This window comes from Streptomyces sp. NPDC087440 (assembly GCF_044744005.1).
Taxonomy (GTDB): Bacteria; Actinomycetota; Actinomycetes; order Streptomycetales; family Streptomycetaceae; genus Streptomyces.
Map to the genome: position 1 here is coordinate 1 of NZ_JBIUXN010000019.1, position 26,818 is coordinate 26,818.

Genomic DNA, 26,818 nt, shown 5'->3' on the forward strand with positions numbered 1-26,818 from the left:
CCAGATGTGGAAGCCCGGTAACGGGTGGAGCTGACTGGTACTAATAGGCCGAGGGCTTGTCCTCAGTTGCTCGCGTCCACTGTGTTAGTTCTGAAGCAACGAACAGTTGCTGGTAAGAGCAGAACCCACTTAATTGAAGAGTGTGCTTGTTCGCTCGAAACCGATAGGGTTTCGGTGGTCATAGCGTTAGGGAAACGCCCGGTTACATTTCGAACCCGGAAGCTAAGCCTTTCAGCGCCGATGGTACTGCAGGGGGGACCCTGTGGGAGAGTAGGACGCCGCCGAACAATCTTTCAAAAGGACCCTTGGTCCCAGCGTTCATGCTGGGACCAAGGGTCCTTTTTGTTTTTCTGCCCGAAGCGCGTCGGATGCCCGACTGCGCGAGAATGACTGCGTTGCCCGAAGACTAGGAGTCACCCATGTCCACCAACTCTCCTGACGATCGTCCGGAGCGCGAGCCGCGTCACCGCGACAACAACGGTGACCGGGGCGGATACCGCGGTGGTCGTGACAACGACCGCGGCCCCCGCCGTGACAACGACCGGGGTGGCTTCCGTCGCGACGACCGTCCCAGCGGTGAGCGTGGCGGGTTCCGTCGCGACGACCGTGGTGGGGACCGCCGGGACGACCGTGGTGGTCGTCCGTCCGGTGGTGGCTACGGCCGGCGCGACGACAACGCGTCCGGTGGCGGCTTCAGCCGCGACGACAACCGGGGCGGTGGCGGCGGGTTCCGTCGCGATGACCGTTCCGGTGGTGGCGACCGCGGGGGCTTCCGTGGGCGTGACGACCGTGGTGGGCGTCCCAGCAGCGGTGGCGGCTTCGAGCGTCGCGACGACCGTCGTGATGACCGGGGCGGCGACCGTGGGGGCTTCCGCCGCGACGACCGGCCGACCGGTGACCGCGGTGGGTTCCGTCGTGATGACAACCGTGGTGGGCGTCCGGGCGGCTTTGAGCGTCGGGACGACCGGGGCGGGGAGCGAGGCGGCTTCCGTCGCGATGACCGTTCCGGTGGCGGCGATCGCGGGGGCTTCCGTCGGGACGACAACCGTTCCGGTGGCGGCTTCGAGCGTCGGGACGACCGCGGTGGCGACCGTGGGGGCTTCCGCCGTGATGACCGGCCGAGCGGTGACCGCGGTGGGTTCCGTCGCGATGAGCGTTCTGGTGGTGGCGACCGTGGGGGCTTCCGTCGGGACGACAACCGTTCCGGTGGCGGCTTCGAGCGTCGCGACGACCGCTCCGGTGGCGACCGTGGCGGGTTCCGTCGTGATGACAACCGTGGTGGGCGTCCGGGCGGCTTTGAGCGTCGGGACGACCGGGGCGGGGAGCGGGGCGGGTTCCGTCGCGATGACCGTTCCGGTGGTGGCGACCGCGGGGGCTTCCGTGGGCGTGACGACCGTGGTGGGCGTCCCAGCAGCGGTGGCGGCTTCGAGCGTCGCGACGACCGTCGTGATGACCGGGGCGGCGACCGTGGGGGCTTCCGCCGCGACGACCGGCCGACCGGTGGTGGCTTCGAGCGTCGGGACGACCGCTCCGGTGGCGACCGTGGCGGGTTCCGCAGGGACGACCGTGCGCCCAGGCGTGACGACGACCGTGGGTTCCGTCGGGACGACCGGCCGAGCGGCGACCGTGGTGGGTTCCGTCGGGACGACCGCCGGGACGACCGGGGGCCGCGTCGTGACGACCGGTCCGGTGGTGGCTTCCGTGGTCGGGACGACCGGGGCGGGGACCGTGGGGGATACCGGGGCGGGCGGGACGACCGTCGGGACGACCGCGGTGGTGACCGGGGCGGCTTCCGCCGCGAGGACCGCGACCGTGAGCCGATCAAGCGGCTGCCGATCCCGGACGACGTCACGGGCCACGAGATCGACCCGGACGTGCGCCAGGAGCTGATGAGCCTGCCGAAGACGCTCGCCGAGGACGTCGCCAGGAACCTGGTGATGGTCGCCAAGCTCATCGACGACGAGCCGGAGGAGGCGTACGCGTACTCGCGCATCGCCCTGCGGCTGGCGTCGCGAGTGGCCGCCGTGCGCGAGGCCGCCGGCTTCGCCGCGTACTCGACGCAGCGGTACACCGAGGCGCTCGCCGAGTTCCGGGCGACGCGTCGGATGACGGGGACCGTCGACCTGTGGCCCGTCATGGCGGACTGCGAGCGTGGCCTCGGCCGCCCCGAGCGTGCGCTGGCCATGGCCGGTGAGCCCGAGGTGCAGAAGCTGGACAAGGCCGGTCAGGTCGAGATGCGGCTCGTGGCGGCGGGCGCACGTCGTGACATGGGGCAGATCGACGCCGCCATCGTCACGCTGCAGGGCCCGGAGCTGGGTTCCAACTCCGTACAGCCGTGGACGGCGCGACTGCGGTACGCGTACGCCGACGCTCTGCTGACGGCGGGGCGTGAGGACGAGGCGCGCGAGTGGTTCGCGAAGGCCGTCGAGGCGGACAAGGACGGCACGACCGACGCGTCCGACCGGCTGGCCGAGCTGGACGGCGTCGAGTTCGTCGACGCGCTGGCCGAGGACGAGGACGACGAGCCCGCGGTGATCGAGACCGTCGTGGTCGAGACCGCCGAGGCCGAGACGGCCGAGGACGTCGTCGAGGTGCCGGTCGAGGAGGAGCCCGTGGCGGCTCCCGCCGAGGCCGAGGCGCCGGTCGAGCGTGAGGCCGACAAGGGCTGAGTGTGAAAAAGGAAGGGCGGCACTCCGGGATTCCGGGGTGCCGCCCTTCTGTGCGTTCAGGGGAGGTGCGTCAGGTGACGTCGAGGCTGCGCAGGACCAGGCCGGTGGCGGGTTTCGGGCCGAAGGACGTGGACTTGCGGGGCATGGTGACGCCCTGGCGGGCCAGGTCGCGTACGACTTCCTCGCGGACCGGGTGCATGAGGACGGCGGTGGCGTTGTTGCGTTCGGCCTGCTCGACGGCGGCCTGGGTGTCGTGGATGTAGGCGATGTCCTCGGGGGCGTCCGGGACGTGCCAGACGTGGGCCAGGAGGGTCTCGTGCAGGACGGCCGCGTCCAGGGTGCGCCAGGCGTCCGGGCGGTCGCGGCGGACCGTGCGGGAGAGGAGTTCGGGGTCGGGCCGGTCCAGGAGGTGGTACGAGCCGTCGCCCGCCAGGAGGAACGCGTTGCCCTGCGTGGCCGACTCGGCGAGGGCCGCCGTGGCCTCGGAGAGCGGCACCTCCAGGTGACGTACCCGGAAGGAGTGGCCGACCGCGGCCAGTGCCTCGGACACCGGGAGGCGGTGCAGCAGGCGGTGGATGGCACGGACCTGGAGGGGGTGACGGGCCGTGTCGACCAGGAGGACCAGGCCGTAGTCCCAGGCGCTGGCGGCGGGGCCGTGCTCCTGCTGGAGGCGCAGGTAGGTGGCCCAGCGGTGGTGGCCGTCGGCGATGAGCGCCTGGTGGCCGGAGAGGTCGGAGGCGGCCTCGGCGATCTCGGCCTCGTCGGTGATCGCCCACAGGCGGTGGTGGAAGCCGTCCTCCGTGGTGGTGGCGAGGAGCGGGGGGCGGGCGACCGTGCGGTCGATGACCGACGCGGTGTCGGCCGGGCCCGGGGTGCCCCGGTAGGTGAGGAGGAGGGGCTCCAGGTTGGCGGCCGTCGCGCGCATCAGGGCGGCGCGGTCCGCCACCACGTGCGGCATGACGTCCTCGTGAGGGAGGACGACGCCCGCCTCGGGGGCGGACAGGGCGAGGGCGCCGATCAGGCCGCGTTGCAGGAGGCCGTCGCGGGACTGCTCGTAGACGTACAGGGCGGGGACCGGGTCGGGGGCGAGGATGCCCTCGGCGATCCAGTCGTGGAGCGTGCGCGCGGCCTGCTGGTGGCGGGCGGCGGCGGTGTCCGCCTGGGGGAGGATCAGCCGCACGATGTTGTGCGGGTCCGCGGACTCCAGGTGGAGCAGGCCGTCGGGGCGGACCACGACGTCGTACGGAGGAGAGGTGACGGCGGACAGACTGCCGACCGCCTCCGGGACGTAGCGAAGTCCGCGCAGGGGGACTAGTCGCAGGCCGTGGTCCCCGTCCGGCCCTGGTGTGGTCATTGGTGCATCGTAAGTGGGGTGGGGAGATGGGTGATGATCGGGGGAAAGGCAGCGAGCGAGGAGCGGACCAGAATGAGTCAGCGGCAGGGCAGGAACCGTCCGGGCAGCAGTGAGAAGGCGCTCCGGGAGGCCTATGACACGGCGCTGTTGGACCTCGACGGGGTGGTGTACGCCGGGGGCGAGGCGATCGCGCACGCGGTGGACGCGCTGGGGGTGGCGCGGGACGGCGGGATGCACCTCGCGTACGTCACGAACAACGCGCTGCGGACGCCGGAGGCCGTCGCGGCCCATCTGACGGAGCTGGGGGTTCCGGCGGAGGCGGGGGACGTCATCACGTCGGCGCAGGCCGTGGCGCGGCTGATCTCCGAGCAGGTGCCGGAGGGTTCGCGCGTGCTGGTGATCGGTGGGGAGGGGCTGCGGGTCGCGCTGCGGGAGCGGGGGCTGGTGCCGGTGGAGTCGGCGGACGACGAACCGGTGGCGGTGGCGCAGGGGTACGGCGGGCCGGACATGGCGTGGAGCCGGTTCGCGGAGGCGTCGTACGCGATCAGGGCGGGGGTGCCGTGGTTCGCGTCGAACACCGATCTGACGATTCCGAGTGCGCGGGGGATCGCGCCGGGGAACGGGGCGGCCGTCGAGGTCGTACGGATCGCCACCGGGGCGGAGCCGCAGGTGGCGGGGAAGCCGTTGCCGCCGATGCACCGGGAGACGATCCTGCGGACCGGGGCGGAGCGGGCGCTGGTGGTCGGGGACCGGCTCGACACGGACATCGAGGGGGCGAATGTGGGGGGTGTGGATTCGCTGCTGGTGCTGACCGGGGTGACGGATGCGGTGCAGCTGTTGAGGGCGGAGGCGAAGTACCGGCCGACGTATGTGGACGCGGATCTGCGGGGGTTGCTGGTGGGGCAGCCGGAAGTGGTGGAGCGGGGTGGGGGGTTCGGCTGTGGGGGGTGGACGGCTTCGGTGAAGGGGGAGGCGTTGGTGGTTGAGGGGGAAGGGGATGCGATGGATGGGCTGCGGGCGATGTGCGCGGTGGCGTGGGGGGCGGCGGGGGACGGGGCGTGTGGGGTGGAGGTGGGGGAGGCGGTGAAGAGGGTGGGGTTGGCGTAGGGGGTACAGGGGTGGGGCCCTTTGGTGGGGCGCCCGGTGCGGGTGCGGGGCGGGGGTTCCCGGGGTGGGCCGGGAGCGGGAGGGGCCGCCCCCTTGCCCGCCCGTTCCGCCCCCGGGGGGCGGCCCCGCCGCCCAAGGGGGCTACGGGGAAGGGGAAGGGCGGTCCCGCCGCCCAAGGGGGCTCAGGGGGAGGGCGGCCTCGATGCCCAAGGGGGCTCAGGGGGAGGGCGGCCTCGATGCCCAAGGGGGCTGAGGGAAGGGGAGGGTAGGCTAGCCTTACTGGGTGTTGGTTGAGAGTGTCGTTGAGCAGGGCGTGGAGCGTGATTCCGCTCCGGCGTCGGGACGTAAACGGAATTCCGTCCGGACGCTCGGGCTCCTCGTAGCCCTGGGTGTTCTGGTGCTGGTGGTGCTGGCGAGCATCGCGGTCGGGGCGAAGAACATTCCGCTCGGGGACGTGTGGCACGGGCTGTGGCACTACTCCGGGACCGGCAACGACGTCATCGTGCGGGACGTCCGGGTGCCGCGCACGATCCTGGGCATCCTGGTGGGCGCCGCCCTCGGTACGGCCGGTGCGGTGATGCAGGGGCTCACCCGCAATCCGCTGGCCGAGCCGGGAGTCCTGGGCGTGAACGCGGGGGCGTCGGCCGCTGTCGTGAGCGCGATCAGTTTCCTCGGGGTGACGTCGCTGACCGGGTACGTGTGGTTCGCGTTCCTCGGGGCCGGGGTCGCCTCCGCCGTCGTGTACGTGCTCGGGGGCAGCCGGGGGGCCACGCCCGTGCGGCTGGCGCTGGCCGGTACCGCGGCGACCGCGGCGCTCTTCGGGTACGTGAATGCCGTACAGCTGCTGGATTCGGCGGCTCTGGAGCGGCTGAGGTTCTGGACCGTGGGGTCGCTGGCGTCCGCGGACATGGCGGTCGTCGGGAAGGTGTGGCCGTTCATCGTGGCGGGGCTGGTGCTGGCGCTGGTGCTGGCACGACCGCTGAACGCGATGGAGATGGGCGAGGACAGCGCGCGCTCGCTCGGGGTGCACCTGATGCGTACGCGAGTGCTGTCGATGGTCGCCGTGACGCTGCTGTGCGGAGCGGCCACCGCCGCGTGCGGGCCCATCGTCTTCGTCGGGCTGATGGTGCCGCATCTGGTGCGGGCCGTCACCGGCCCGGACATGCGGTGGATCCTGCCGTACGCGGCCGTGCTAGCGCCCGTGCTGCTGCTGGGCTCCGACGTGGTCGGCCGGGTCGTGTCCCGGCCCGCGGAACTTCAGGTCGGGATCGTGACCGCGCTCATCGGCGGGCCGGTCTTCATCCACCTCGTACGGCGTCGGCGGATGGGGCAGCTGTGAGCATCGACATGGACAAGCGGGCAAGCACGCGGAGCAAGCGCCGGGCGCTGCGGTTCGGCGGCGGGCTCTCCGTGCGGTACGACGCCCGGGCGGCGCTGTTCGCGCTGCTGATCGGCGGGGTGGCGCTGGCCGTCGCCGTGGTGCTCGTCCTCGTGGGCGGCGGCGACTTCCCGATGTCGCCCGGCGACGTGGTCCAGACGCTGCTGGGCAACGGCGCGATGGCCCAGGAGTTCATCGTCCTGGACGTCCGGCTGCCCCGGGTGCTGACCGCGCTGCTGGTCGGTGCGGCGCTCGGGCTGTCCGGGGCGGTCTTCCAGTCGGTCTCCCGCAACCCGCTCGGCAGCCCCGACATGCTCGGATTCAGCCAGGGCGCGATGGTGGGCGCGCTGGTGATGATCGTGGTGTTCCGCGGGAACAGCTGGACGATCGCCCTGGGAGCCCTCGTCGGCTGTCTGATCACGGGTGTGCTGGTCTATCTGCTCGCCTGGAAGCGGGGCGTGCACGGCTACCGCCTGGTGCTGGTCGGCATCGCGGCCTCGGCCATGCTGACCGCCGTCATGCAGTACCTGCTCACCAAGGCCAACCTGGCGGACGCGACCGAGGCGATGGTGTGGCTCACCGGCTCGCTGGACGGGCGCGGCTGGGAGCAGGTGTGGCCGCTGGCCGCCGTGTGCGTCGTGCTCGTACCGCTGGTGCTGCGGCACGGGCGGTCGCTGCGGATGATGGAGATGGGCGACGACGCGGCGCACGCGCTGGGAGTGCCCGTGGAGCGGACCCGGGTGGCGCTGATCGTGCTGTCCGTGCTGCTGATGGGCGCCGCCACGGCGGCCGCCGGGCCGATCATCTTCGTGGCGCTCAGCGCGCCGCAGGTCGCACGACGCCTGACGCGGGCGCCGGGGCCGAACCTGGTGGCCTCCGCGCTGATGGGCTCGGCGCTGTTGATCGTGGCGGACTGGGCCGCCCAGTCGGCGTTCGGCGAGCGGCAGTTGCCGGTGGGCGTGGTCACCGGTGTGGTCGGCGGCTGCTATCTGCTGTGGCTGCTGGTGACCGAACGCAAGGCAGGCCGGATATGAGCAAGAACGATCAGAGGAGTACAACGTCCATGCAGCGCCTTGCCGCCGAATCGGTCACTCTCGGCTACGACGAGCGGGTCATCGCCGAGAACCTCTCGGTGGAGATCCCGGACAACTCCTTCACCGTCATCGTCGGCCCGAACGCCTGCGGCAAGTCCACGCTGCTGCGGGCCCTGTCGCGGATGCTGAAGCCCGCGCAGGGGCGGGTGCTGCTCGACGGACAGGTCATCCAGTCGCTGCCGGCCAAGAAGGTCGCCAGGACGCTCGGGCTGCTGCCGCAGTCGTCGACCGCGCCCGACGGGATCACCGTCGCCGACCTGGTGGCCCGCGGCCGCTACCCGCACCAGGGCCTGCTGCGGCAGTGGTCGCCCGAGGACGAGAAGATCGTTGACGAGTCGATGGCCGCCACCGGGGTGGGCGAACTCGCCGAGAGGTACGTCGACGAGCTGTCCGGCGGGCAGCGGCAGCGGGTGTGGATCGCCATGGCCCTGGCCCAGCAGACGCCCCTGCTGCTGCTGGACGAGCCGACCACCTTCCTCGACATCCAGCACCAGATCGACGTACTGGACCTGTGCGCGGAGCTGCACGAGACGCAGGGGCGCACCCTCGTCGCGGTCCTGCACGACCTCAACCACGCCGCCCGCTACGCCACCCACCTGATCGCCCTGCGCGACGGCGAGGTGGTCGCCGAGGGCGCGCCGTCGGACATCGTGACGGCGGAGCTGGTGGAGCGGGTCTTCGGGCTGAAGTGCCAGGTGATCGAGGACCCCGAGACGGGGACGCCGCTGGTGGTTCCGGCGGCGCGGAGGGCACGTACCGCTGTGGCCTCTTGACGTGTGCGCGAGCACCACGACCGGTGCTCGCCATGCGGCGTGCGCGAGCGCCACGAGCGGTGCTCGCCGCTACAGCAGTTTCCTGAGGTGCAGCAGGTCGCGGAAGCCCGCCTCCAGGCGGACCCGGCCGGACGCCCACGCCTTGGCGAAGTTCAGCTCGCCGCCGACGAGGGCGACCAGGTCGTCGCCCGTCATCGCCAGGCGGATCTGCGCGCGCTCGCGCGGGGGGCCGGGCCGGGTGTCCTCGACGGTGATCCGGCCGTCCGACAGACGACCGGTGAAGGTCGTGTCGAGGTCGGTGATGTGGCAGCTGAGCGTGCGGTCGAAGGCCGCGACGCCGCGCACGCCGTCGTGGTCGGAGCGGGTGAGGTTCTCCGAGAGTTTGTCGAGTGCGTCGCGGCACTCCTGCATGGTCGCCATCACGGCCGACCGTACCGCAGGCCTTCGCGGTAGCGTCATGACCATGGACGAAGAGGACGCAAGGGCCACCGGGGACGCGGGCGGCGAGGCCGCCGGCATGGTGGCGTACGACCCGGCCGCCCCGGCCCCGCTGGAGGTCGTACGCACGCCGACGGGGCATCCCGAGGTGGACGCCCGCCTGGAGCGGCTGGCCGACGTCGACCACCTCACGGCCGACGGACACATCGAGGTGTACGAGGATGTACACCGGGGGCTGCGCGAGACGCTGACCGCACTCGACGCACGCCCGGGACCTCCGGCGCCCCCCGCTTCACCGCACGACAACAGGAGCTGAACGCACGTGGCAGGAGTGGCACGCCGCCGCCTGGACGCCGAGCTGGTCCGCCGGAAGCTCGCCCGCTCGCGGGAGCACGCGAGCCAGCTCATCGCCGCGGGCCGGGTCAAGGTCGGCAAGACGGTGGCCACGAAGGCCGCGACGCAGGTCGAGACGGCCGCGGCCCTGGTGGTGCTCCAGGACGACGACGACCCCGACTACGTCTCGCGCGGCGGCCACAAGCTGGCCGGGGCGCTGGCCGCCTTCACCCCGCTGGGCCTGAAGGTCGAGGGACGCAGGGCGCTGGACGCCGGGGCCTCCACCGGCGGGTTCACGGACGTACTGCTGCGCGCCGGCGTGGGGCACGTCGTCGCCGTGGACGTCGGGTACGGGCAGCTGGCGTGGTCGCTCCAGTCGGACGAGCGGGTGACCGTCAAGGACCGTACGAACGTCCGGGAAATGACCCTGGAGATGATCGACGGGGTGCCCGTCGACGTGGTGGTGGGCGACCTGTCGTTCATCCCGCTGGGGCTCGTGCTGCCCGCGCTGGCGCGGTGCGCCGCCCCGGACGCGGACCTGGTGCTGATGGTGAAGCCGCAGTTCGAGGTCGGCAAGGAGCGCCTGGGCAGCGGAGGAGTGGTGCGCAGCCCCGAACTGCGCGCCGATGCCGTACGCAATGTCGCGCGGCAGGCGTGGGGGCTCGGGCTCGGGGTGCAGGGCGTGACGGCCAGTCCGCTGCCCGGGCCTTCCGGGAATGTCGAGTACTTTCTGTGGCTGAGGGCCGGAGCTCCCGAGCTCGACCCTGCGGATGTGACGCGTGCGGTGGCGGAGGGGCCTCAGTGACCACGACAGGGACGACCGGAACGTCAGGTGCGCCGGAGGCGGCGCGGGTGCTGGAACCGGCTGCGGAGCGGACTGTGTTCCTGCTCGCGCACACCGGGCGGCCCGCCGCCATCCGCAGCGCGGAGCTGGTCGTGGAGGGGCTGCTGAAGAGCGGCCTCGGCGTGCGCCTGCTGGAGTCGGAGGCGGTGGACCTGCCGCTTCCCTCGTCCGTGGAGACGGTCGTCGAGGCCACCCCCGACGTGCTCGACGGGTGCGAGCTGCTGATCGTGCTGGGCGGCGACGGCACGCTGCTGCGCGGCGCGGACATCGCCCGTGCGTCCGGGGTGCCCATGCTGGGCGTCAACCTGGGCCGGGTCGGCTTCCTCGCGGAGGCCGAGCGGGACGACCTGGACAAGGTCGTGGACCGGGTCGTCACCCGTTCGTACGAGGTCGAGGAGCGGATGACGCTCGACGTCCTGGTGCACAACAACGGCGACGTCGTGCACGAGGACTGGGCGCTGAACGAGGCCGCCGTCCAGAAAGTGTCACCGGAGCGGATGCTCGAAGTGGTGCTGGAGATCGACGGGCGCCCTGTCACCGGCTTCGGCTGCGACGGCATCGTGTGCGCGACACCGACGGGGTCCACTGCTTATGCCTTCTCCGCCGGTGGCCCTGTGGTGTGGCCGGAGGTGGAGGCCCTGCTGATGGTGCCCATCAGCGCGCACGCACTGTTCGCGAAGCCGCTGGTGACGTCACCGACGTCGGTGCTCGCGGTGGAGGTGCAGCCGCACACCCCCAACGGGGTGCTGTGGTGCGACGGGCGCAGGACCGTGGAACTGCCTTCGGGGGCGCGCGTGGAGGTGCGCCGGGGAGCCGTTCCCGTACGGCTGGCCCGGCTGCACCACGCGTCGTTCACCGACCGCCTGGTGGCCAAGTTCGCGCTGCCGGTGTCGGGGTGGCGGGGCGCGCCCCACTGACGGCCGCCGCACGAGGGGCAGTTACGCCGTCGCGCCGACCACGGTGATCGCGCGGCGGCGCAGTGCCGCCCCCACGGGCACCGCGGTGGCCAGCACCGTCAGCAGCAGGACGCCACCGCCGACGCAGGCCACGACCTGCCACGGCAGGTACGGCAAGGGCGAGCCGAAAGCCTGCACCAGCATCGGTGCCATCGTCGCGAGGGAGATCAGCCCGCCCAGCACCAGCGCAGTCACCGCGACCGTCGCCGCCTCCCAGCAAGCCATCGCCCGCACCTGGCGCGGCAGCGTGCCGACCACCCGCAGCAGGGCGATCTCCCGGCGCCGCTCGAAGGAGATCATCGCGAGGGTGTTCGCGGCGGCGATGGCGGCGAACCCCGCATAGAGCCCCGTACCGACGTAGTCGAGCCAGACCTCGCCCGGCGCGCCCGCGCTGCCCGAGTGGTGCGCGGCCGTCGTCCGCATCCCGATCTTGGTGAGGCCGAACCCGGTCACCAGAACCAGCGGAACCATCGCCGCGGCGAACCTGCGCGGCTGCGCCCGGACGTTCAGCATCGCCAGCCGTGCGCTCCCGCCGAACTTGCGTACGGGCGCCGACACCAGCCACGCCGCCGGGCCCACGATCCGCGGCCCCAGCAACCCCACCCCGGCGCAGAACAGCAGCAGGACCAGGAACGACGCCTGCCCCGCCTTGTCCGACTGCGTCTTCGTCAGCAGTACGGACAGCAGCACGCCGCCCGCGACCGCCAGGACGCCCAGCGCGGCCCGCAGCCACCCGAGGCCCGTGCGCTCCGCTGCCGCCTCGTCCAGGGCCCGCGCGGGGCGCAGCAGCGAGAACCGTACGGAGGACAGCAGGGCGGCCAGCGGGGACGTCACCACGGCCACGCCCAGGCAGACCGGCAGCGTCACCCAGCTGAAGCGCAGGACGGTCCCGGCCGGGATCATCCCGCACGCCTGCATCCCCGCGAACCAGGGACGCGCCAGCAGGGCGCCGAGCGCGCACCCGACCAGCGCCGCCGGGGCGGCCGCCGCCACCGCCTGCACGACCACCGCACGCCGGACCTGGCGGGGGCGGGCACCCACGGTGCGCACCAGCGCCAGTTCCTTGTGCTGCTGGGCGACGGCCGTGCCCATCGTGGACGCCACCACGAAAATCGACATGTAGATGGAACCGATCAACAGGACAACCGCCATGTCACCCACTTCGGCCAAAACTCCGGGAGCGGCCGTCACCGACAGCATCGTCGTCGCCGCGCTCACCACCGTCGCGGCGAAGAGCGCGGCCACCGCCGTGCCCACGAAGGCCGGTCGGTGGCCGCGAAGTGCAGATCGTGCGAGTCCTGTTGTCATGGATCAAGGCTCCGTCGGCCGGGCAGGTGCGCACCATGACGCAAGCCGCAGAGATCAAGGTGGGGATTTCCCCAGATTCCGTACCGCTCCGGAAGAGGGCGGCGGACGGGGGCCGTCGCACGGGGGGCTTCGGACCTCGTAAGGTCGTGTCCGTGTTGGAGGAGATGCGGATACGGTCGCTCGGAGTCATCGACGACGCTGTCGTCGAGCTGTCACCCGGCTTCACGGCGGTGACCGGCGAGACCGGAGCGGGCAAGACCATGGTCGTCACCAGTCTCGGGCTGTTGCTCGGAGGCCGGGCCGACCCTGCCCTGGTACGGCTCGGGGCCAAGGCGGCGGTGGTGGAGGGGCGGCTCACCGTGCGCCCCGGCGACCCTGCCGCGCTGCGTGCCGAAGAGGCCGGGGCCGAGATCGAGGACGGGGCGCTGATCGTCAGCAGGACGGTTTCTGCCGAGGGGCGTTCGCGCGCCCACCTCGGCGGGCGTTCGGTGCCGGTGGGCGTCCTCGCGGAGCTCGCCGACGACCTGGTGGCCGTGCACGGGCAGACCGACCAGCAGGGGCTGCTGCGGCCGTCCCGGCAGCGGCAGGCCCTCGACCGGTACGCGGGCGACGCCGTCTCGGTGCCGCACGCCAAATACGTGACCGCCTACCGGCGCCTGAAGGCCGTCTCCACGGAGCTGGACGAGATCACCACGCGGGCCCGGGAGCGGGCCCAGGAGGCCGATCTGCTGCGCTTCGGGCTGGAGGAGATCGCCGCCGTCGAGCCCCTGGCGGGGGAGGACGTCGAGCTCGCCGCCGAGGCCGAGCGGCTCGGGCACGCGGAGGCGCTCGCCTCCGCGGCGGCGCTCGCGCACGCCGCCCTGGCGGGCAACCCCGAGGACCCCGAGGGCGTCGACGCCAACACCCTCGTCGCGGGCGCCCAGCGGGCCGTGGACGCCGTACGGGCGCACGACCCGGCGCTGGCGTCGCTGGCCGAGCGGATCGGCGAGATCGGCATCCTGCTGGGCGACGTGGCGGGCGAGCTCGCCGGGTACGCCGACAACCTGGACGCCGACCCGCTGCGGCTGGCCGCCGTCGAGGAGCGCAGGGCTGCCCTCACTCAGCTCACCCGCAAGTACGGGTCGGACATCGACTCCGTGCTGGCGTGGGCGCAGGAGGGCGCCGACCGGCTCACCGAGCTGGACGGCGACGACGACCGGATCGGCGAGCTGACCGCCGAGCGCGACGTGCTGCGCGACGAACTGTCGCTGCTGGCACAGGCGTTGACCGACGCCCGCACCGAGACCGCCGCACGGTTCGCCGACGCGGTGACCGAGGAGCTGGCGTCGCTGGCGATGCCCCACGCCCGGGTGTCCATCGACATCCGGCAGACCGAGGACCCCACCGGCGGCATCGAGGTCAACGGCCGTCCGGTCCAGTACAGCTCCTCCGGCGCCGACGAGGTCGAGCTGCTGCTCGCCCCGCACCCCGGCGCGCACCCCCGGCCCATCGGCAAGGGTGCTTCCGGCGGTGAGCTCTCGCGGGTGATGCTCGCCGTGGAGGTCGTCTTCGCGGGGTCCGACCCCGTGCCGACGTACCTCTTCGACGAGGTCGACGCCGGTGTCGGCGGCAAGGCGGCCGTGGAGGTCGGCAGGCGGCTCGCGAAGCTGGCGAAGTCGGCGCAGGTGGTGGTGGTGACGCACCTGCCGCAGGTGGCGGCGTTCGCGGACCGGCAGCTGCTGGTGGAGAAGACGAACGACGGCTCGGTCACCAGGAGCGGTGTCACCGTGCTGGAGGGCGAGGACCGGGTGCGGGAACTGTCGCGGATGCTCGCCGGCCAGGAGGACTCCGAGACGGCACGGGCGCACGCGGAGGAACTGTTGGCGACGGCGAGGACGGACGCGTAAGTGGCGGGGAACATACGCGGGCGTTCCGCGGGGGTGCTGAGCGCGCTGGGGGCGTCCCTGGCGGTACGGGCCGGGATGCGGCGGTGGCCGCCGGGGGAGGCCGCTCTGTGGGAGCGGAAGAACTACGAGGGCACGGTCGTCGACCTGTACGCCGGTCCCGCCACCGCCCTCGGCGCTGCCGCGTCCGTCGCCGCGTCCCCCGCCGTTCCGGTGCGCGACAAGGCGGCGGCCGTGCTCGCGGTGCTCGCCGCCGGGGGCTGCGGGGCATACGACGACATGGTCGCCACGAACGACCCGCGCAGGGGCTTCCGCGCACACCTCGGCGCCCTGCGCCGGGGTGAGGTCACCAGCGGTGGCGTCAAGCTGCTCGGCATCGGTGCCGCCGGACTGGCGGCAGGCGCACTCCTCAAAGACGGTGTCGTGGACCGGGTGCTCGCGGGAGTGGTCGTCGCGGGCACCGCGCACCTGGTCAATCTTGTCGACGTACGGCCCGGGCGGGCCGTCGCGTCAGTGCTCGCGCTCGGTACTCCCGGCCTCCTCAAGGGCGGTGCGGCGGGAGCGCTCGCCGCAGCACCCGTGGGAGCCGCCGCAGCGGTGCTGGAGGACGACCTCAAGAGGCGCTCGATGATCGGTGACACGGGGGCGCACGCACTCGGCGCCGCCCTCGGTGCGGCGATCGTCGCCGGGAACGGACGCACCGGACTCGCCCTGCACGCCGCTGCCCTGGTCACCGCCGCGGCCTGCGGCGACAGGGTCAGTCGTGCGGCGGGCGCGTCCTGAAGGGGCGATCACTCGTGCGGGTGGTACCGGGCACGAAGTGAAAGGGCCGGGGCACTTGTGGTGCCCCAACAGCCCTGCGGGCTGGCATCCTTGGCGCCGTAATGCGCACAAGTGCAGCAGAAGTTGTACGAGGAGCGCAGTTCGGCCGCATGTGTGCAGCACAGCCCGCAGAGGCCCCCACTTCAGGAGCACCCACCACCGTGAGCAGCACCCCGCCCCCGCCGTACGGACAGTCGCCGCTCCGCGCCGTCCAGGTCCTCGGCGGCGGCAGCGCGGGCAGCAGCGCGCACGTCAGGTCGTTGACCGCAGGGCTCGTCGCGCGGGGCGTACGGGTCACCGTGTGCGCCCCCGCCGAACTGGAGAGCGCCTACGACTTCGCGGACGTCGGCGCCGACGTGGTGACCGTCCCCCGGCGCAGCGACCCGGTGTCGGTGGCGGCGCTGCGGGCCGCCTGCGCCGGTGCGGACATCGTCCACGCGCACGGCCTGCACGCCGCCGTGCGGACCGCGTTCGCGCTGAGCGGCCGGGCGGCGGCGACCCGCCGGCCCGGGCCGCAGGGCCCGCACGCGGGACGCGGCGGCCGGGTGCCGCTGGTGGTCACCTGGCACACCCGGGCGCACGCGGAGGGGCCGCGCAGCCACGTCGTACGGCTCATGGAGCGCAGCGCGGCGCGGGCGGCCGCCGTCGTCCTGGGCACCTCCTCCGACCTGGTCGACCGGGCCCGCAGCAGGGGCGCCCGCGACGCCCGCCTCGCACCGGTGACGGTGCCCGCGCCGCGGCCGTCGGAGGACTTCCGGGAGAGCAAGGCGCGGGCCGAACTGGGTGCGGTGGAGCGGCCGTTACTGATGGCCGTCGGCAGCCTGGTGCCGTACCGGGGCTACGACGTCCTCCTGGACGCCTCCCGGGCCTGGCGCGACCTCGACCCCGCCCCGCTGGTCACCATCGCCGGAGAGGGCCGTGAGCGGGCCGCGCTCCAGCGCCGGATCGAGGCCGAGGACCTTCCGGTGCGCCTGCTGGGACGCCGGGACGACATCTCCGAACTCCTCGCCGCCGCCGACGTCGCCGTGCTGCCCAGCCGGTGGGAGGCGCGCTCGGTGCTGGCGCAGGAGGCGCTGCGCGCGGGGGTGCCGCTGGTGGCGACCCGGGTCGGCGGCATTCCGGAACTGGTCGGGGACGCGGCCGAATTCGTACCGTACGGAGATCCGCAGGCGCTCGCGCGCACGGTGCTCGGGCTGCTCGCCGACCCGGACCGGCGGGCGGTGCTCGCCGAGGAGGGCAGGCGGCAGGCCGCCACCTGGCCGACCGAGGACGAGACGGTGGCCCAGGTGCTCAGCGTGTACGACGAGCTGACGGGCCAGAGCTAGCGCCCCTGGGGGTGGCCTTCTGCGCGCCTACGAAGCGTGCCGTCGTGCCCGCAGTGCCAGACTCAGCGCCAGCACCGTCTGCGGGTCGTCCAGGTCGGTGCCCAGCAGCTCCGAGATGCGGGCCAGGCGGTTGTAGAGGGTCTGCCGGTTGAGGTGCAGTTCGCGGGCGGTCTCCGCCTTGCGGCCCGCGTGCGCGAGATATGTCTCCAGGGTTGGCAGCAGGGGCGGGCGCGAGGTCTTGTCGTGGTCGCGCAGCGGGCCGATCGCCCGGTCGACGAAGGCCGCCAGGTCCGGATGGTCGCGCAGCCGCCACAGCAGGAGGTCGATGTCGAGGCGCCGGGCGTCGTACCAGGGCCGGTCGTGCAGTCCCTGTGCCGCCGTCGCCGTCTCCGCCGCGTGCCGCAGTCCGGCGGAGGCGGCGGCCCAGCCGCCCGCGACGCCGACCACCACGACCGGAGGGTGTGCGCCCGCCCTGCCGAGCCCGGCGCGCTCCACGCCCGCGCGCAGGGCGGCGGCGACCCGGTCGGCGACGGCGGTGCGTTCCGACTCCGTACGCAGCCCCAGCAGCAGCGGCACCCGCCCCTCCACGGGACGCACGCCCAGGAGAACGGGCACCCCCACGGACGCCAGTTCCTCCAGGACGGCCCGCGCCAGCACCGCCCAGTTCCCCGACGGCGACAGCTCGGCCGCCAGCCGCATCACCACCGGCAGCAGCGGCCCCTCACCGGGCTTGAAGCCCAGCACCCGGGCCTGCGCCGGAGCCTCGTCCGCCGAGATGCGGCCCTGCGCCAGGTCGGTGAGGAAGTCGCCGCGACCGCGCGCCGCGAGCTCCTCCTCCTGGCGGGCCTGCATCAGGACCACCGCGAGGATGTCCGCCGCCCGCTCCGCCGCCATCCGGTGCACCGGCAGCAGCGGGTGCGCCACCCCGAGCAGCACCAGCCGGGCCCGCACCGAGCCCACCCCGTGGCCGCCGCCGGGCACGTCGACCAGTACCCCGTTGGCGGGCGGCCCCGACTCGCGGGCCTCGCGCTGGCCGCGCAGCCCCTCCCAGACCTGGAGCGGATCGGCCCCCGAGTCCACGGCGGTGGGCCCGGCGGCGTACAACAGCTGACCGTCGGCGGTCTCCAGGAAGACGGGGTTGGCGGTGAAGTCCGCGAGGATGCCCAGCACCTGCGGCACCCCGCCCCCGCCGAGCAGCGCCTCCGTGCAGCGGCGGTGCACCTCCTCCGCCTGGCGCAGCAGCGTGTAGTGCCCGTTGACGATCTCGGTGTGCACCTCTTCGGTGACGGACACGAACGGCACCTCGCGGTGCAGCTGCACCAGCGGCAGACCGGCCGCCCGCGCCGTCTCCACGAGGGTGGAGGGCAGCCTGCTGAAGCGCGGCCCCAGCTCCACGACGAGCGCCGCGATGCCCCGGTCGGCGAGCCTGCGCACGAAGGCGCGCTGCTCCGCCGGGCGGGTGCCGAGCCCCAGGCCCGTCGTCAGCAGCAGCTCGCCGCCCTTGAGCAGGGAGGCGATGTTGGGGACCTCCCCGGCGTGCACCCAGCGCACGGTCCGGTTGAGCCGGTCGGCGCCCGCCACGACCTCCGGGAGTCCGCTGCGGAGTCCCGGCAGTTCAAGCGCCCGTTGCACGGTGATTCCGCCCTGCGTGTCCATGAATCGGGACGGTACCCGGGCGCATGTTCCAGGAACATCACCCGGGGGTTACAGGGCGAGTCCCCGGGCCGAGGGCCCCGACAACTCGTCGCGCGACGGCCGTATTTGGGCGACCGGTTGCCGATTGTGGCGTACGTCACGCGGCGGGAGACTGCGGCGCCGCCCCCTCCCCATCCCTCCGCCGGAAGAGAGAGCGCTCCATGTCGGACAGCGCACCAGGCTCCCCGCACCAGGCCACCACCCCCCGTCAGGCCGCCACGCCCCCGGTGAACCGGCTCAAGGCCAACTCCGTCGGTCTCGTCGGCGTCGTCTTCATGGCCGTCGCCACCGCCGCCCCGATCACCGCGATGACCGGCAACCTCCCCATCGCCGTCGGCTTCGGCAACGGCACCGGCGCCCCCGCCGGATACCTCTTCGCCACCCTCGTGCTGACCGTCTTCTCGGTCGGGTACGTCGCCATGGCCAAGCGCATCACCGCCGCCGGCGCCTTCTACGGGTACATCTCACACGGCCTGGGCCGTATCGCCGGGATGGCCTCCGGCATGCTCGCGGTCCTCGCGTACGTCGTCTTCGAGGCGTCCATCGTCGGGATCTTCGCCTACTTCGCGCAGACCACCCTGGAGGCGCAACTCGGCGTCGACCTGCCGTGGATCGTCTACGCGGCCCTCATGCTCGCGGTGACGGCGGTCCTCTCGTATTTCGACATCAACCTCACCGCGAAGGCGCTGGGCGTGATGCTGGTCGGCGAGATCGCCGTGCTCTTCGCGGTCGCCACCGCCGTCCTGCTGGCGGGCGGCGGCCCCGACGGCATCCCTGTCGAGCCCATCAACCCCGTCAACGCCTTCACCGGTACCTCGGCCGGGCTCGGCCTGTTCTTCGCCTTCTGGTCGTGGGTGGGCTTCGAGTCGACCGCGATGTACGGGGAGGAGTCCCGCAACCCCAAGAAGGTCATCCCGCGCGCCACCCTGATCTCGGTGATCGGCGTCGGGCTCTTCTACATCTACGTGTCCTGGATGACCATCGCGGGCAACGGACTGGACGGCGCGGTGAAGGTCTCCTCCTCCGCGAGCCCGCTCGACCTCTTCTTCGACCCGACCCGCACCTTCATCGGCGGCTGGGCCGTCAACGCCTTCCAGTGGCTGCTGCTCACCGGGTCCTTCGCCTGCGGGATGGCCTTCCACCAGTGCGCCTCGCGCTATCTGTACGCCGTCGGGCGCGAGGGCTTCCTGCATCCGGCGCTGGGGCGCACCCACGCCGCGCACGGCTCCCCGTACGTGGCGTCCTTCGTGCAGTCGGGGATCGCGGTGGTGCTGGTCGGCGCGTTCTGGCTGACGGGCCAGGACCCGTACACCCACCTGTACACGTTGCTCGCGATCCTCGGCACGATGGCGATCCTCATCGTCCAGACGCTGTGCTCGTTCGCGGTGATCGGGTACTTCCGCAGGAACCACCCCGAGGACCGGCACTGGTTCAGGACGTTCACCGCACCGCTGCTCGGTGGCATCGGCATGATCGCCGTCGTCGTCCTGCTGGTGATGAACATGGAAACGGCGGCCGGTCTGGCCGCCGATTCGCTCTTCTTCACGGCGATCCCCTGGATCGTGGGGGTCGTCTTCTTCGGGGGGCTCGGCCTCGGGTTCTACCTCAGGGCCAAGCGCCCCGACCGGTACGCGGTGATCGGCCGGATCGTCCTGGAGGACTCCGCCGAGCGCACCGAGTCACCGCAGGAGTCAGCCCCCGTACGCCCCTGATGCCGTCAGCCGCAGTGCCGTGTCGATCAGCGGCACGTGGCTGAACGCCTGCGGGAAGTTGCCGACCTGGCGCTGGAGGCGGGAGTCCCACTCCTCGGCCAACAGCCCCAGGTCGTTCCGCAGGGAGAGCAGCTTCTCGAAGAGCTTGCGGGCCTCGTCGACCCGGCCGATCATCGCCAGGTCGTCCGCCAGCCAGAACGAGCAGGCCAGGAACGCGCCCTCGTCGCCCTCCAGGCCGTCCACGCCCGCGTTGTCCCCGTCGGTGGGGTAGCGCAGCACAAAGCCGTCCGGGGTGGACAGCTCGCGCTGGATGGCCTCGATGGTGCCGATGACGCGCTTGTCGTCGGGCGGCAGGAAGCCCATCTGCGGGATGAGCAGCAGGGAGGCGTCCAGCTCCTTGGAGCCGTAGGACTGCGTGAAGGTGTTGCGCTCGGGGTCGTAGCCCTTCTCGCAGACGTCGCGGTGGATCTCCTCGCGCAGCTCGCGCCAGCGCTCCAGCGGGCCGTCCGCGTCGCCGCCCTCGATCAGTTTGATCGTGCGGTCGACGGCGACCCAGGCCATCACCTTGGAGTGCACGAAGTGGCGGCGCGGGCCGCGCACCTCCCAGATGCCCTCGTCCGGCTGGTTCCAGTGGTCCTCCAGGTAGCGGATCAGCTTGAGCTGGAGGAGGGAGGCGTAGTCGTTGCGGGCCAGGCCCGTCATGTGCGCCAGGTGCAGGGCCTCGGTGACCTCGCCGTAGACGTCGAGCTGGAGCTGGTGGGCGGCGCCGTTCCCGACCCGTACCGGACCCGAGTTCTCGTATCCGGGCAGCCAGTCCAGCTCCGCCTCGCCGAGCTCGCGCTCGCCCGCGATCCCGTACATGATCTGGAGGTTCTCGGGGTCGCCCGCGACCGCGCGCAGCAGCCACTCGCGCCAGGCGCGGGCCTCCTCGCGGTAACCGGTGCGCAGCAGCGAGGACAGCGTGATCGCGGCGTCGCGCAGCCAGGTGTAGCGGTAGTCCCAGTTCCGGGAGCCGCCGATGTCCTCCGGCAGGGAGGTTGTCGGCGCCGCGACGATGCCGCCGGTCGGGGCGTACGTCAGCGCCTTCAGCGTGATCAGCGAGCGGACCACTGCCTCGCGGTAGGGGCCGTGGTACGTACAGTGCTCGACCCACTCGCGCCAGAAGTCGACCGTGAGGTCGAGCGCGCCCTCCGGGTCCGGCAGCGGCGGCGGCTCCTTGTGCGAGGGCTGCCACTGGATGGTGAACGCGAGCCGCTCACCGGGCGCCACCGTGAAGTCGGAGTGCGTCGTCAGGTCCTGGCCGTGCGTCTCGACGTCCGTGTCCAGCCATACGGAGTCGGGGCCCGCCACCGCCACCGTGCGGCCGTCCACCCGGTGCACCCACGGCACGATCCGGCCGTAGCTGAAGCGCATGCGCAGCGCCGAGTGCATCGGCACCCGGCCGCTGACGCCCTCCACGATTCTGGTGAGCTGTGGAGCGCCGTCGCGCGGTGGCATGAAATCCGTCACCCGGACCGTGCCCCGCGGGGTGTCCCACTCCTGTTCCAGGACGAGGGAGTCCCCCACGTAGCGGCGGCGCGAGGCCGCGGGGGCCTCGGCACCTTCCGCGTAGGAGGGTCCGATCCGCCAGAAGCCGTGCTCCTCGGTTCCGAGGAGCCCGGCGAAGACGGCATGGGAGTCGAAGCGGGGCAGGCACAGCCAGTCGACTGAACCGTCCCGGCAGACCAGCGCCGCTGTCTGCATGTCTCCGATGAGTGCGTAGTCCTCGATGCGCCCGGCCACGTGCAATCTCCAGTCGAACGGCCACATTCACCCCCCACGGAAGGGGGCTGCTGCGGTCAGGGGATCTTCGACGGCGAGCTTCAGGGGCCGGGAGCGGCGGGATGGATGCCTTCGCCGGCCGGCTCGCAGCGATGTTCCGTGAAGGATACGACGCAGGAAGCTCATCTGCGGGAGGTCATCGCAAGGTGAGTGGGCCGAACGGGTGAGGCACAGGTGACGCCTGTGTGTCTGTACGGTGAAGGCGGCTCGAACGGGTGGCCGGAGCACTGCCCCCAGGGGTTCCGCGCGTCCACGGGCGTCTTCACAGGTACGTATACGAAGACGACCGAAAACCCGTGGGAACGGGCCCTCGGCAGCCGCCCGGTGCACCGCCGCGACGGACGCAGGAAGCAGCCTCCCGGAGTCGCTGTTACCCTGGTAGCCCGTGGGCGGTGGGAGCAAAACCCCCCGAACCGCAGCGACGACGCCCCCAGAAATCACCGGTGGAGACACCGGCGATCCCTCGTTGGGAGGCCGGAAACGCACCCTCACCTCGCGACCACGGGAGCCCCGTCTTGGCCATGCAGCCCAAATCCACGACGACCAAGCACATCTTCGTCACCGGGGGTGTCGCCTCTTCCCTCGGCAAGGGTCTGACTGCCTCCAGCCTCGGTGCGCTCCTGAAGGCCCGCGGTCTTCGGGTCACCATGCAGAAGCTCGACCCGTACCTGAACGTCGACCCCGGCACGATGAACCCCTTCCAGCACGGCGAGGTGTTCGTCACCAACGACGGCGCCGAGACCGACCTGGACATCGGCCACTACGAGCGCTTCCTCGACGTCGACCTCGACGGCTCGGCCAACGTCACCACCGGCCAGGTCTACAACACCGTCATCGCCAAGGAGCGCCGCGGCGAGTACCTCGGTGACACCGTGCAGGTCATCCCGCACATCACCAACGAGATCAAGCACCGCATCCGCCGCATGGCCACCGACGACGTCGACGTCGTCATCACCGAGGTCGGCGGCACGGTCGGCGACATCGAGTCGCTGCCCTTCCTGGAGACCGTCCGCCAGGTCCGCCACGAGGTCGGCCGCGACAACGTCTTCGTCGTGCACATCTCGCTGCTGCCCTACATCGGCCCCTCGGGCGAGCTGAAGACCAAGCCGACCCAGCACTCGGTCGCCGCCCTGCGCAACATCGGTATCCAGCCCGACGCGATCGTGCTGCGCGCCGACCGCGAGGTCCCGACCGCCATCAAGCGCAAGATCTCGCTGATGTGCGACGTCGACGAGGACGCCGTGGTCGCCGCCATCGACGCCAAGTCGATCTACGACATCCCCAAGGTGCTGCACACCGAGGGCCTGGACGCGTACGTCGTCCGCAAGCTGGACCTGCCGTTCCGCGACGTGGACTGGACCGTCTGGGAGGACCTCCTGGACCGCGTCCACAACCCGAACCACGAGGTCACGGTCGCGCTGGTCGGCAAGTACATCGACCTGCCCGACGCCTACCTCTCGGTGACCGAGGCCATCCGGGCCGGCGGTTTCGCCAACAAGGCCCGCGTCAAGGTCAAGTGGGTCACCTCCGACGACTGCAAGACCCCCGCCGAGGCGCAGAAGCAGCTCGGCGACGTCGACGCGATCTGCATCCCCGGCGGCTTCGGCGAGCGCGGCGTGACCGGCAAGGTCGGCGCCATCCAGTACGCCCGCGAGAACAAGGTTCCGCTGCTCGGCCTGTGCCTCGGCCTGCAGTGCATCGTCATCGAGGCGGCCCGCAACCTGGCCGGCATCGAGGACGCCAACTCCACCGAGTTCGACGCCGCCACCGCCCACCCGGTGATCTCCACCATGGAGGAGCAGCTGGCGTACGTCGAGGGCGCGGGCGACCTGGGCGGCACCATGCGCCTGGGCCTCTACCCGGCGAAGCTCGCCGAGGGCTCCATCGTGCGCGAGGTCTACGGCGACGAGCAGTACGTCGACGAGCGCCACCGCCACCGCTACGAGGTCAACAACGCCTACCGTGCCGAGCTGGAGAAGAAGGCCGGGATCCTCTTCTCCGGCACCTCCCCGGACAACAAGCTGGTCGAGTACGTCGAGTACCCGCGCGAGGTGCACCCCTACCTGGTCGCCACCCAGGCGCACCCGGAGCTGCGCTCGCGCCCGACCCGCCCGCACCCGCTGTTCGCCGGTCTGGTGAAGGCGGCCGTGGAGCGCCAGCAGGGCAAGTAGGTCACAGGTACTACGGTTGACCGGGGTAGGAGCCGCTTCCAGGCTCCTGCCCCGGTTTTCTCGTTGCATGGAGGCGTACGTGGCGATCAAGGACACCCCCCAGGAGTGGCGGGTCACCGAGTCGGTGACCCCGTTCGAGGGGGCCAAGACCAGTGTCCGCACCGACAGCGTGGTCATGCCGGACGGCTCCGTCGTGGGCCGCGACTACCAGGTGCACCCGGGCTCGGTCGCCGTCCTGGCGCTCGACGCCGAGGGGCGGGTCGCCGTCCTCTCCCAGTACCGCCACCCGGTGCGCCACAAGCTCTGGGAGATCCCGGCCGGACTCCTCGACGTACCCGGCGAGAACCCGCTGCACGCCGCCCAGCGCGAGCTGTACGAGGAGGCGCACATCAAGGCGGGGGACTGGCGGGTGCTGACCGACGTGTACACCTCGCCGGGCGGTTCCGACGAAGCGGTACGGATCTTCCTCGCTCGCGACCTCTCCGAGGCGGAGGGCGAGCGGTACGAGGTCTCCGACGAGGAGGCCGACATGGAACACGCCCGGATTCCGCTTCCGGAGCTGGTGCGGGGTGTCCTGGGCGGTGAGCTGCACAACACCTGTCTGGTCGTCGGCGTCCTGGCGCTCGCCGCGGCGACGGCGGGCGACGGGCTCGACGCGCTGCGCCCGGCGGAGGCCGAGTGGCCCGCGCGGCCGTTCTGAGGCACGGGCCTCGTGCGGTCCGGAGCATGAACCTCGTGCGGTCCGGGACGCGAACCCCTTCCCGTCCGGCGTTGATCGTAAAAACTGCTGATCCGATCGGGGGACCTCTCCGCCCGGCTCCTCCGGATCGGTAGCAGAGCGTGAACTAGGCTCGAATCCCCGGCCGCAGTCGCCGCCGGGGATCGTGCGCAGGCGGACGGGAGCGTGGCCCGTGACGGACCAGGCGGTGGACATCGGCAGCGCGGCGGCGGTCACTGCGACCACCCCCGCGACGGCCTCGGCCCATGACTGGGCGACCGGCGAATTCTTCGGCCGCAAACGGGAGTTGAAGGACCTGCGCGCCGACATCGAGCGCACCGGCCTGGACACCCTCACCGGCCGCAAGGCGCCCCGGGCCCGCGTCCTGCTGATCGCCGGACGGCCCGGTTCCGGACGCACCGCCCTCGCCGAGGAACTCGCCCGGAGCCTCTCCGGCGACTACCCCGACGGCGCGTACCGGGCCCGCCTCACCGCGTCGGGCGGACAGCGCGTCCCCACCGAGGAGACCGCCCGGGGCCTGCTGGACGACCTGGGTATCGCCGCCCCGGCGGGGGCCGACGCGGACACCCTCTCCGAGATGGTGCGCGAAGCCCTCGCCGTACGCCGGGCTCTGCTGGTCCTGGACGACGCGGCGGACGCCGAGCAGGTGGACCCGCTGCTCCCCGACAACCCCGCGTGCCTGGTCGTGGCCACCTCGCAGGGGCCGCTCACCGGGATCGTGGACGTGCGGCCGTGCACGCTCGGCGGCCTCGACACCGCCTCCGCCGTCGCCCTCCTCGCCCACTACACCGGCACGGTGCGCATCACGGTCGACCCCACCGCCGCCGACGCGCTCGCCGAGGAGTGCGGGGGGCAGCCCGCGGCGCTGGTGCTGGTCGGCGGGTGGCTGGCGGCCCGGCCCAAGTCGTCGGTCGCCGACGCCACCTTGCACCTCCACGAAGTTCCCGAAGACCCCGAACAGTCGCAGGGTGCCGCCCCGTTGGCGCGGGCACTGCGCCTGGTGTACGAGTCGCTGCCGCAGCCGGCGGCGCGGATACTGCGACTCCTCGCCCTCGCCCCCGCGGGCCTCGCCGACGCGCACACCGCGTCCGCGCTCGCCGGGTGTTCGGTGTCGGCGGCGCAGACCACGCTGGACGACTTCGCGGTGCAGGGCCTGCTGCACCCGGTGCACGGGCCGGTGCCGCAGTACCTGGTGCCCGGCTGCCTGGCGCCGCTGCTGCTGGCGTTGACGGAGGCTCAGGACCGGCCCGCCGAGCGGCAGTTGGCGCGGGCCAGGATGCTGGAGCGGACGGTGCGGCAGCTGCATTCCTGCCGGGCGGTCACCGAGCCGGAGGGCTCACCGGCCCGCAAGAAGCTCGCCGGGCTGCCGCGCTCCCTGCGCTTCGCGAACGAGCGTGCCGCCGCCGAGTGGCTGCGGGCCCGGCAGCCCGCGCTGCTCGCCGCCGCGCGGGCGGCCGTCGAGGACGGGGAGCTGGACACCCTCGCCCGCAGGCTCGTCGCCGCTCTCGTACGGGCGCTGGCCGCGCACCGGGGCACCGAGGCCGCGGCCCCCGAGCTGTACGGGCTGCACCGCCTCGTCCTGGACGTGGCCGAGCGGCGCAACCTGCACCGCGAGAAGGCCGCCGCCCTGCTGAACCTGGCCGACCTGGACGCGGGCACCGGGCGGACCACCGAGGCGCTGGCCCGCTACCGGGCCGCCCTGGACGCCGCCCGCACCGCGCAGGACCCCTACGCCACCGCCCGCGCGATGGAATCCGTAGGAGGGACGTACCAGGAGATGGGGGACTACCCCCGGGCCTCCGACTGGTACGGGCGGGCGCTCGCCCAGCGCCTGGCACGCGGGGAGCACGAGGACGGGGCCCGGCTCTACGGGCGGCTCGGCGCGGTCCACACCTACGCGGGCCGGTACGGAGAGGCGCTGCGCGAATGGCGGGCGGCCGCCGCCGCGCTGCGCAGGCTCGGCGATCTCCCGGGCCACGCACGGGCGTTGAGCGAGATGGCCCGGGTCCAGGAGTACGCGGGACGCCCCGAGGAGTGCCTGCGCACGTGCCAGGAGGCGGTGGAGTGGGCGCGGCGCGCCGACGACGTACGGCTTCAGGCGGCGCTTCAGCTGCGGCTCGCCGACACGCTGGACCGGCTCGGCGACCCCGCTTCGGCCAGGCTGCACCGGTCAGCGGCGGAGAGACTAATGGAAGATGAGGTTCCAGCCTACGAAATCCGTAGCGCATCCGCGTGAGGTTGATGCTTTGTAAGGCTAGACAGGTGGAAATCCTTCATTAGACTTGCTTTGCTGCAACCGTCCGCGGCGTTCCCCAGGCCTGCCCTCTGTGCCTGGTCGTGTGCGGTGAGTGCCCGTTTTGCGGGTACTTGTTGCGCACTCCGTTTCGTACCCCCAG

Annotated in this window: 20 protein-coding genes, 1 rRNA gene and 1 pseudogene; 17 read left to right on the top strand and 5 right to left on the bottom strand. The window is 72.4% G+C overall.

Going from position 1 to position 26,818, the window contains the following annotated elements; genetic code table 11:
* Positions 1 to 170 precede the first annotated feature (170 nt).
* The 3 genes and pseudogenes from rrf (at position 171) to ACIO3O_RS30765 (ending at position 2,669) form a co-directional block, all read left to right on the top strand.
* A 5S ribosomal RNA gene (gene rrf / locus ACIO3O_RS30755) occupies positions 171 to 287 on the top strand.
* A gap of 531 nt (positions 288 to 818) precedes the next feature.
* A pseudogene (locus ACIO3O_RS30760) lies at positions 819 to 1,715 on the top strand (hypothetical protein); the annotation flags it as partial.
* 159 nt (positions 1,716 to 1,874) lie between these two features.
* Complete coding sequence (locus ACIO3O_RS30765) at positions 1,875 to 2,669, top strand: hypothetical protein (RefSeq protein WP_401751815.1); 795 nt, start codon at positions 1,875 to 1,877, stop codon at positions 2,667 to 2,669.
* 70 nt (positions 2,670 to 2,739) lie between these two features.
* Here the strand turns inward: ACIO3O_RS30765 and ACIO3O_RS30770 are convergent, their stop codons facing one another.
* Positions 2,740 to 4,023, bottom strand: a complete 1,284-nt coding sequence (locus ACIO3O_RS30770) for a DUF1015 family protein (RefSeq protein ID WP_401751556.1) — start codon at positions 4,021 to 4,023, stop codon at positions 2,740 to 2,742.
* 72 nt (positions 4,024 to 4,095) lie between these two features.
* Between ACIO3O_RS30770 and ACIO3O_RS30775 the strand changes: the two genes are divergently transcribed.
* From ACIO3O_RS30775 to ACIO3O_RS30790, 4 genes are all read left to right on the top strand, one after another.
* Entirely contained in the window at positions 4,096 to 5,130 is a 1,035-nt protein-coding gene (locus ACIO3O_RS30775; RefSeq protein ID WP_401751558.1) for an HAD-IIA family hydrolase, read from the top strand.
* 286 nt (positions 5,131 to 5,416) lie between these two features.
* Entirely contained in the window at positions 5,417 to 6,469 is a 1,053-nt protein-coding gene (locus ACIO3O_RS30780) for a FecCD family ABC transporter permease (protein ID WP_401751817.1), read from the top strand.
* Between the two features lie 8 nt (positions 6,470 to 6,477).
* Entirely contained in the window at positions 6,478 to 7,542 is a 1,065-nt protein-coding gene (locus tag ACIO3O_RS30785) for a FecCD family ABC transporter permease (protein WP_401751819.1), read from the top strand.
* Between the two features lie 29 nt (positions 7,543 to 7,571).
* The gene (locus tag ACIO3O_RS30790) at positions 7,572 to 8,375 is read left to right on the top strand and encodes an ABC transporter ATP-binding protein (protein ID WP_401751560.1); all 804 of its coding nucleotides are present in this window, start codon (positions 7,572 to 7,574) and stop codon (positions 8,373 to 8,375) included.
* Positions 8,376 to 8,444: 69 nt separating this feature from the next.
* Here ACIO3O_RS30790 and ACIO3O_RS30795 read toward each other — a convergent pair whose 3' ends face one another.
* The gene (locus ACIO3O_RS30795) at positions 8,445 to 8,795 is read right to left on the bottom strand and encodes an SCP2 sterol-binding domain-containing protein (protein WP_401751562.1); all 351 of its coding nucleotides are present in this window, start codon (positions 8,793 to 8,795) and stop codon (positions 8,445 to 8,447) included.
* 97 nt (positions 8,796 to 8,892) lie between these two features.
* Here ACIO3O_RS30795 and ACIO3O_RS30800 point away from each other — a divergent pair, with 97 nt between their 5' ends.
* Genes ACIO3O_RS30800 through ACIO3O_RS30810 form a run of 3 tightly spaced genes read left to right on the top strand, consistent with a single transcriptional unit; the run spans position 8,893 to position 10,907 of the window.
* A complete protein-coding gene (locus tag ACIO3O_RS30800) occupies positions 8,893 to 9,129 on the top strand; it encodes a hypothetical protein (RefSeq protein WP_401751820.1) in 237 nt (78 codons plus the stop codon).
* 6 nt (positions 9,130 to 9,135) lie between these two features.
* Positions 9,136 to 9,951 (top strand): TlyA family RNA methyltransferase, encoded by an 816-nt coding sequence (locus tag ACIO3O_RS30805; protein WP_401751564.1) that lies wholly within the window; start codon positions 9,136 to 9,138, stop codon positions 9,949 to 9,951.
* A 50-nt stretch (positions 9,952 to 10,001) separates the two neighbouring features.
* Positions 10,002 to 10,907, top strand: coding sequence for an NAD kinase (locus ACIO3O_RS30810; protein WP_189827319.1), 906 nt, complete (start codon positions 10,002 to 10,004; stop codon positions 10,905 to 10,907).
* 21 nt (positions 10,908 to 10,928) lie between these two features.
* On the opposite strand, the gene ACIO3O_RS30815 is transcribed toward ACIO3O_RS30810, so the two are convergent.
* Positions 10,929 to 12,254: an FtsX-like permease family protein gene (locus ACIO3O_RS30815; RefSeq protein WP_401751566.1), complete on the bottom strand. Its 1,326-nt coding sequence runs from the start codon at positions 12,252 to 12,254 to the stop codon at positions 10,929 to 10,931.
* Positions 12,255 to 12,418: 164 nt separating this feature from the next.
* On the opposite strand from ACIO3O_RS30815, the gene recN reads away from it, so the two are divergent.
* From recN to ACIO3O_RS30830, 3 genes are all read left to right on the top strand, one after another.
* Positions 12,419 to 14,140, top strand: coding sequence for a DNA repair protein RecN (gene recN, locus ACIO3O_RS30820; protein ID WP_401751824.1), 1,722 nt, complete (start codon positions 12,419 to 12,421; stop codon positions 14,138 to 14,140).
* A 75-nt stretch (positions 14,141 to 14,215) separates the two neighbouring features.
* Complete coding sequence (locus ACIO3O_RS30825; protein ID WP_401751826.1) at positions 14,216 to 14,920, top strand: hypothetical protein; 705 nt, start codon at positions 14,216 to 14,218, stop codon at positions 14,918 to 14,920.
* A gap of 200 nt (positions 14,921 to 15,120) precedes the next feature.
* Positions 15,121 to 16,284 carry a glycosyltransferase family 4 protein gene (locus ACIO3O_RS30830; protein ID WP_401751568.1) on the top strand — a complete coding sequence of 388 codons (1,164 nt, stop codon included), beginning with the start codon at positions 15,121 to 15,123 and terminating at the stop codon, positions 16,282 to 16,284.
* 27 nt (positions 16,285 to 16,311) lie between these two features.
* Here ACIO3O_RS30830 and ACIO3O_RS30835 read toward each other — a convergent pair whose 3' ends face one another.
* Entirely contained in the window at positions 16,312 to 17,940 is a 1,629-nt protein-coding gene (locus ACIO3O_RS30835; protein WP_189827190.1) for a PucR family transcriptional regulator, read from the bottom strand.
* A gap of 200 nt (positions 17,941 to 18,140) precedes the next feature.
* On the opposite strand from ACIO3O_RS30835, the gene ACIO3O_RS30840 reads away from it, so the two are divergent.
* Complete coding sequence (locus ACIO3O_RS30840; protein ID WP_401751570.1) at positions 18,141 to 19,691, top strand: APC family permease; 1,551 nt, start codon at positions 18,141 to 18,143, stop codon at positions 19,689 to 19,691.
* Here the strand turns inward: ACIO3O_RS30840 and ACIO3O_RS30845 are convergent.
* On the bottom strand, positions 19,671 to 21,473 hold the full coding sequence (locus ACIO3O_RS30845) for a glycoside hydrolase family 15 protein (RefSeq protein ID WP_401751572.1): 1,803 nt from the start codon (positions 21,471 to 21,473) through the stop codon (positions 19,671 to 19,673). The genes ACIO3O_RS30840 and ACIO3O_RS30845 overlap by 21 nt on opposite strands.
* A 560-nt stretch (positions 21,474 to 22,033) precedes the next feature.
* Here ACIO3O_RS30845 and ACIO3O_RS30850 point away from each other — a divergent pair.
* The 3 genes from ACIO3O_RS30850 to ACIO3O_RS30860 all read left to right on the top strand — a co-directional run bounded on the left by ACIO3O_RS30850 (position 22,034) and on the right by ACIO3O_RS30860 (position 26,658).
* Positions 22,034 to 23,683 carry a CTP synthase gene (locus ACIO3O_RS30850; RefSeq protein WP_401751574.1) on the top strand — a complete coding sequence of 550 codons (1,650 nt, stop codon included), beginning with the start codon at positions 22,034 to 22,036 and terminating at the stop codon, positions 23,681 to 23,683.
* 79 nt (positions 23,684 to 23,762) lie between these two features.
* Positions 23,763 to 24,383, top strand: a complete 621-nt coding sequence (locus ACIO3O_RS30855; RefSeq protein ID WP_401751827.1) for an NUDIX domain-containing protein — start codon at positions 23,763 to 23,765, stop codon at positions 24,381 to 24,383.
* A gap of 211 nt (positions 24,384 to 24,594) precedes the next feature.
* The gene (locus tag ACIO3O_RS30860; protein WP_401751576.1) at positions 24,595 to 26,658 is read left to right on the top strand and encodes a tetratricopeptide repeat protein; all 2,064 of its coding nucleotides are present in this window, start codon (positions 24,595 to 24,597) and stop codon (positions 26,656 to 26,658) included.
* The last annotated feature ends 160 nt before the right edge of the window (positions 26,659 to 26,818 follow it).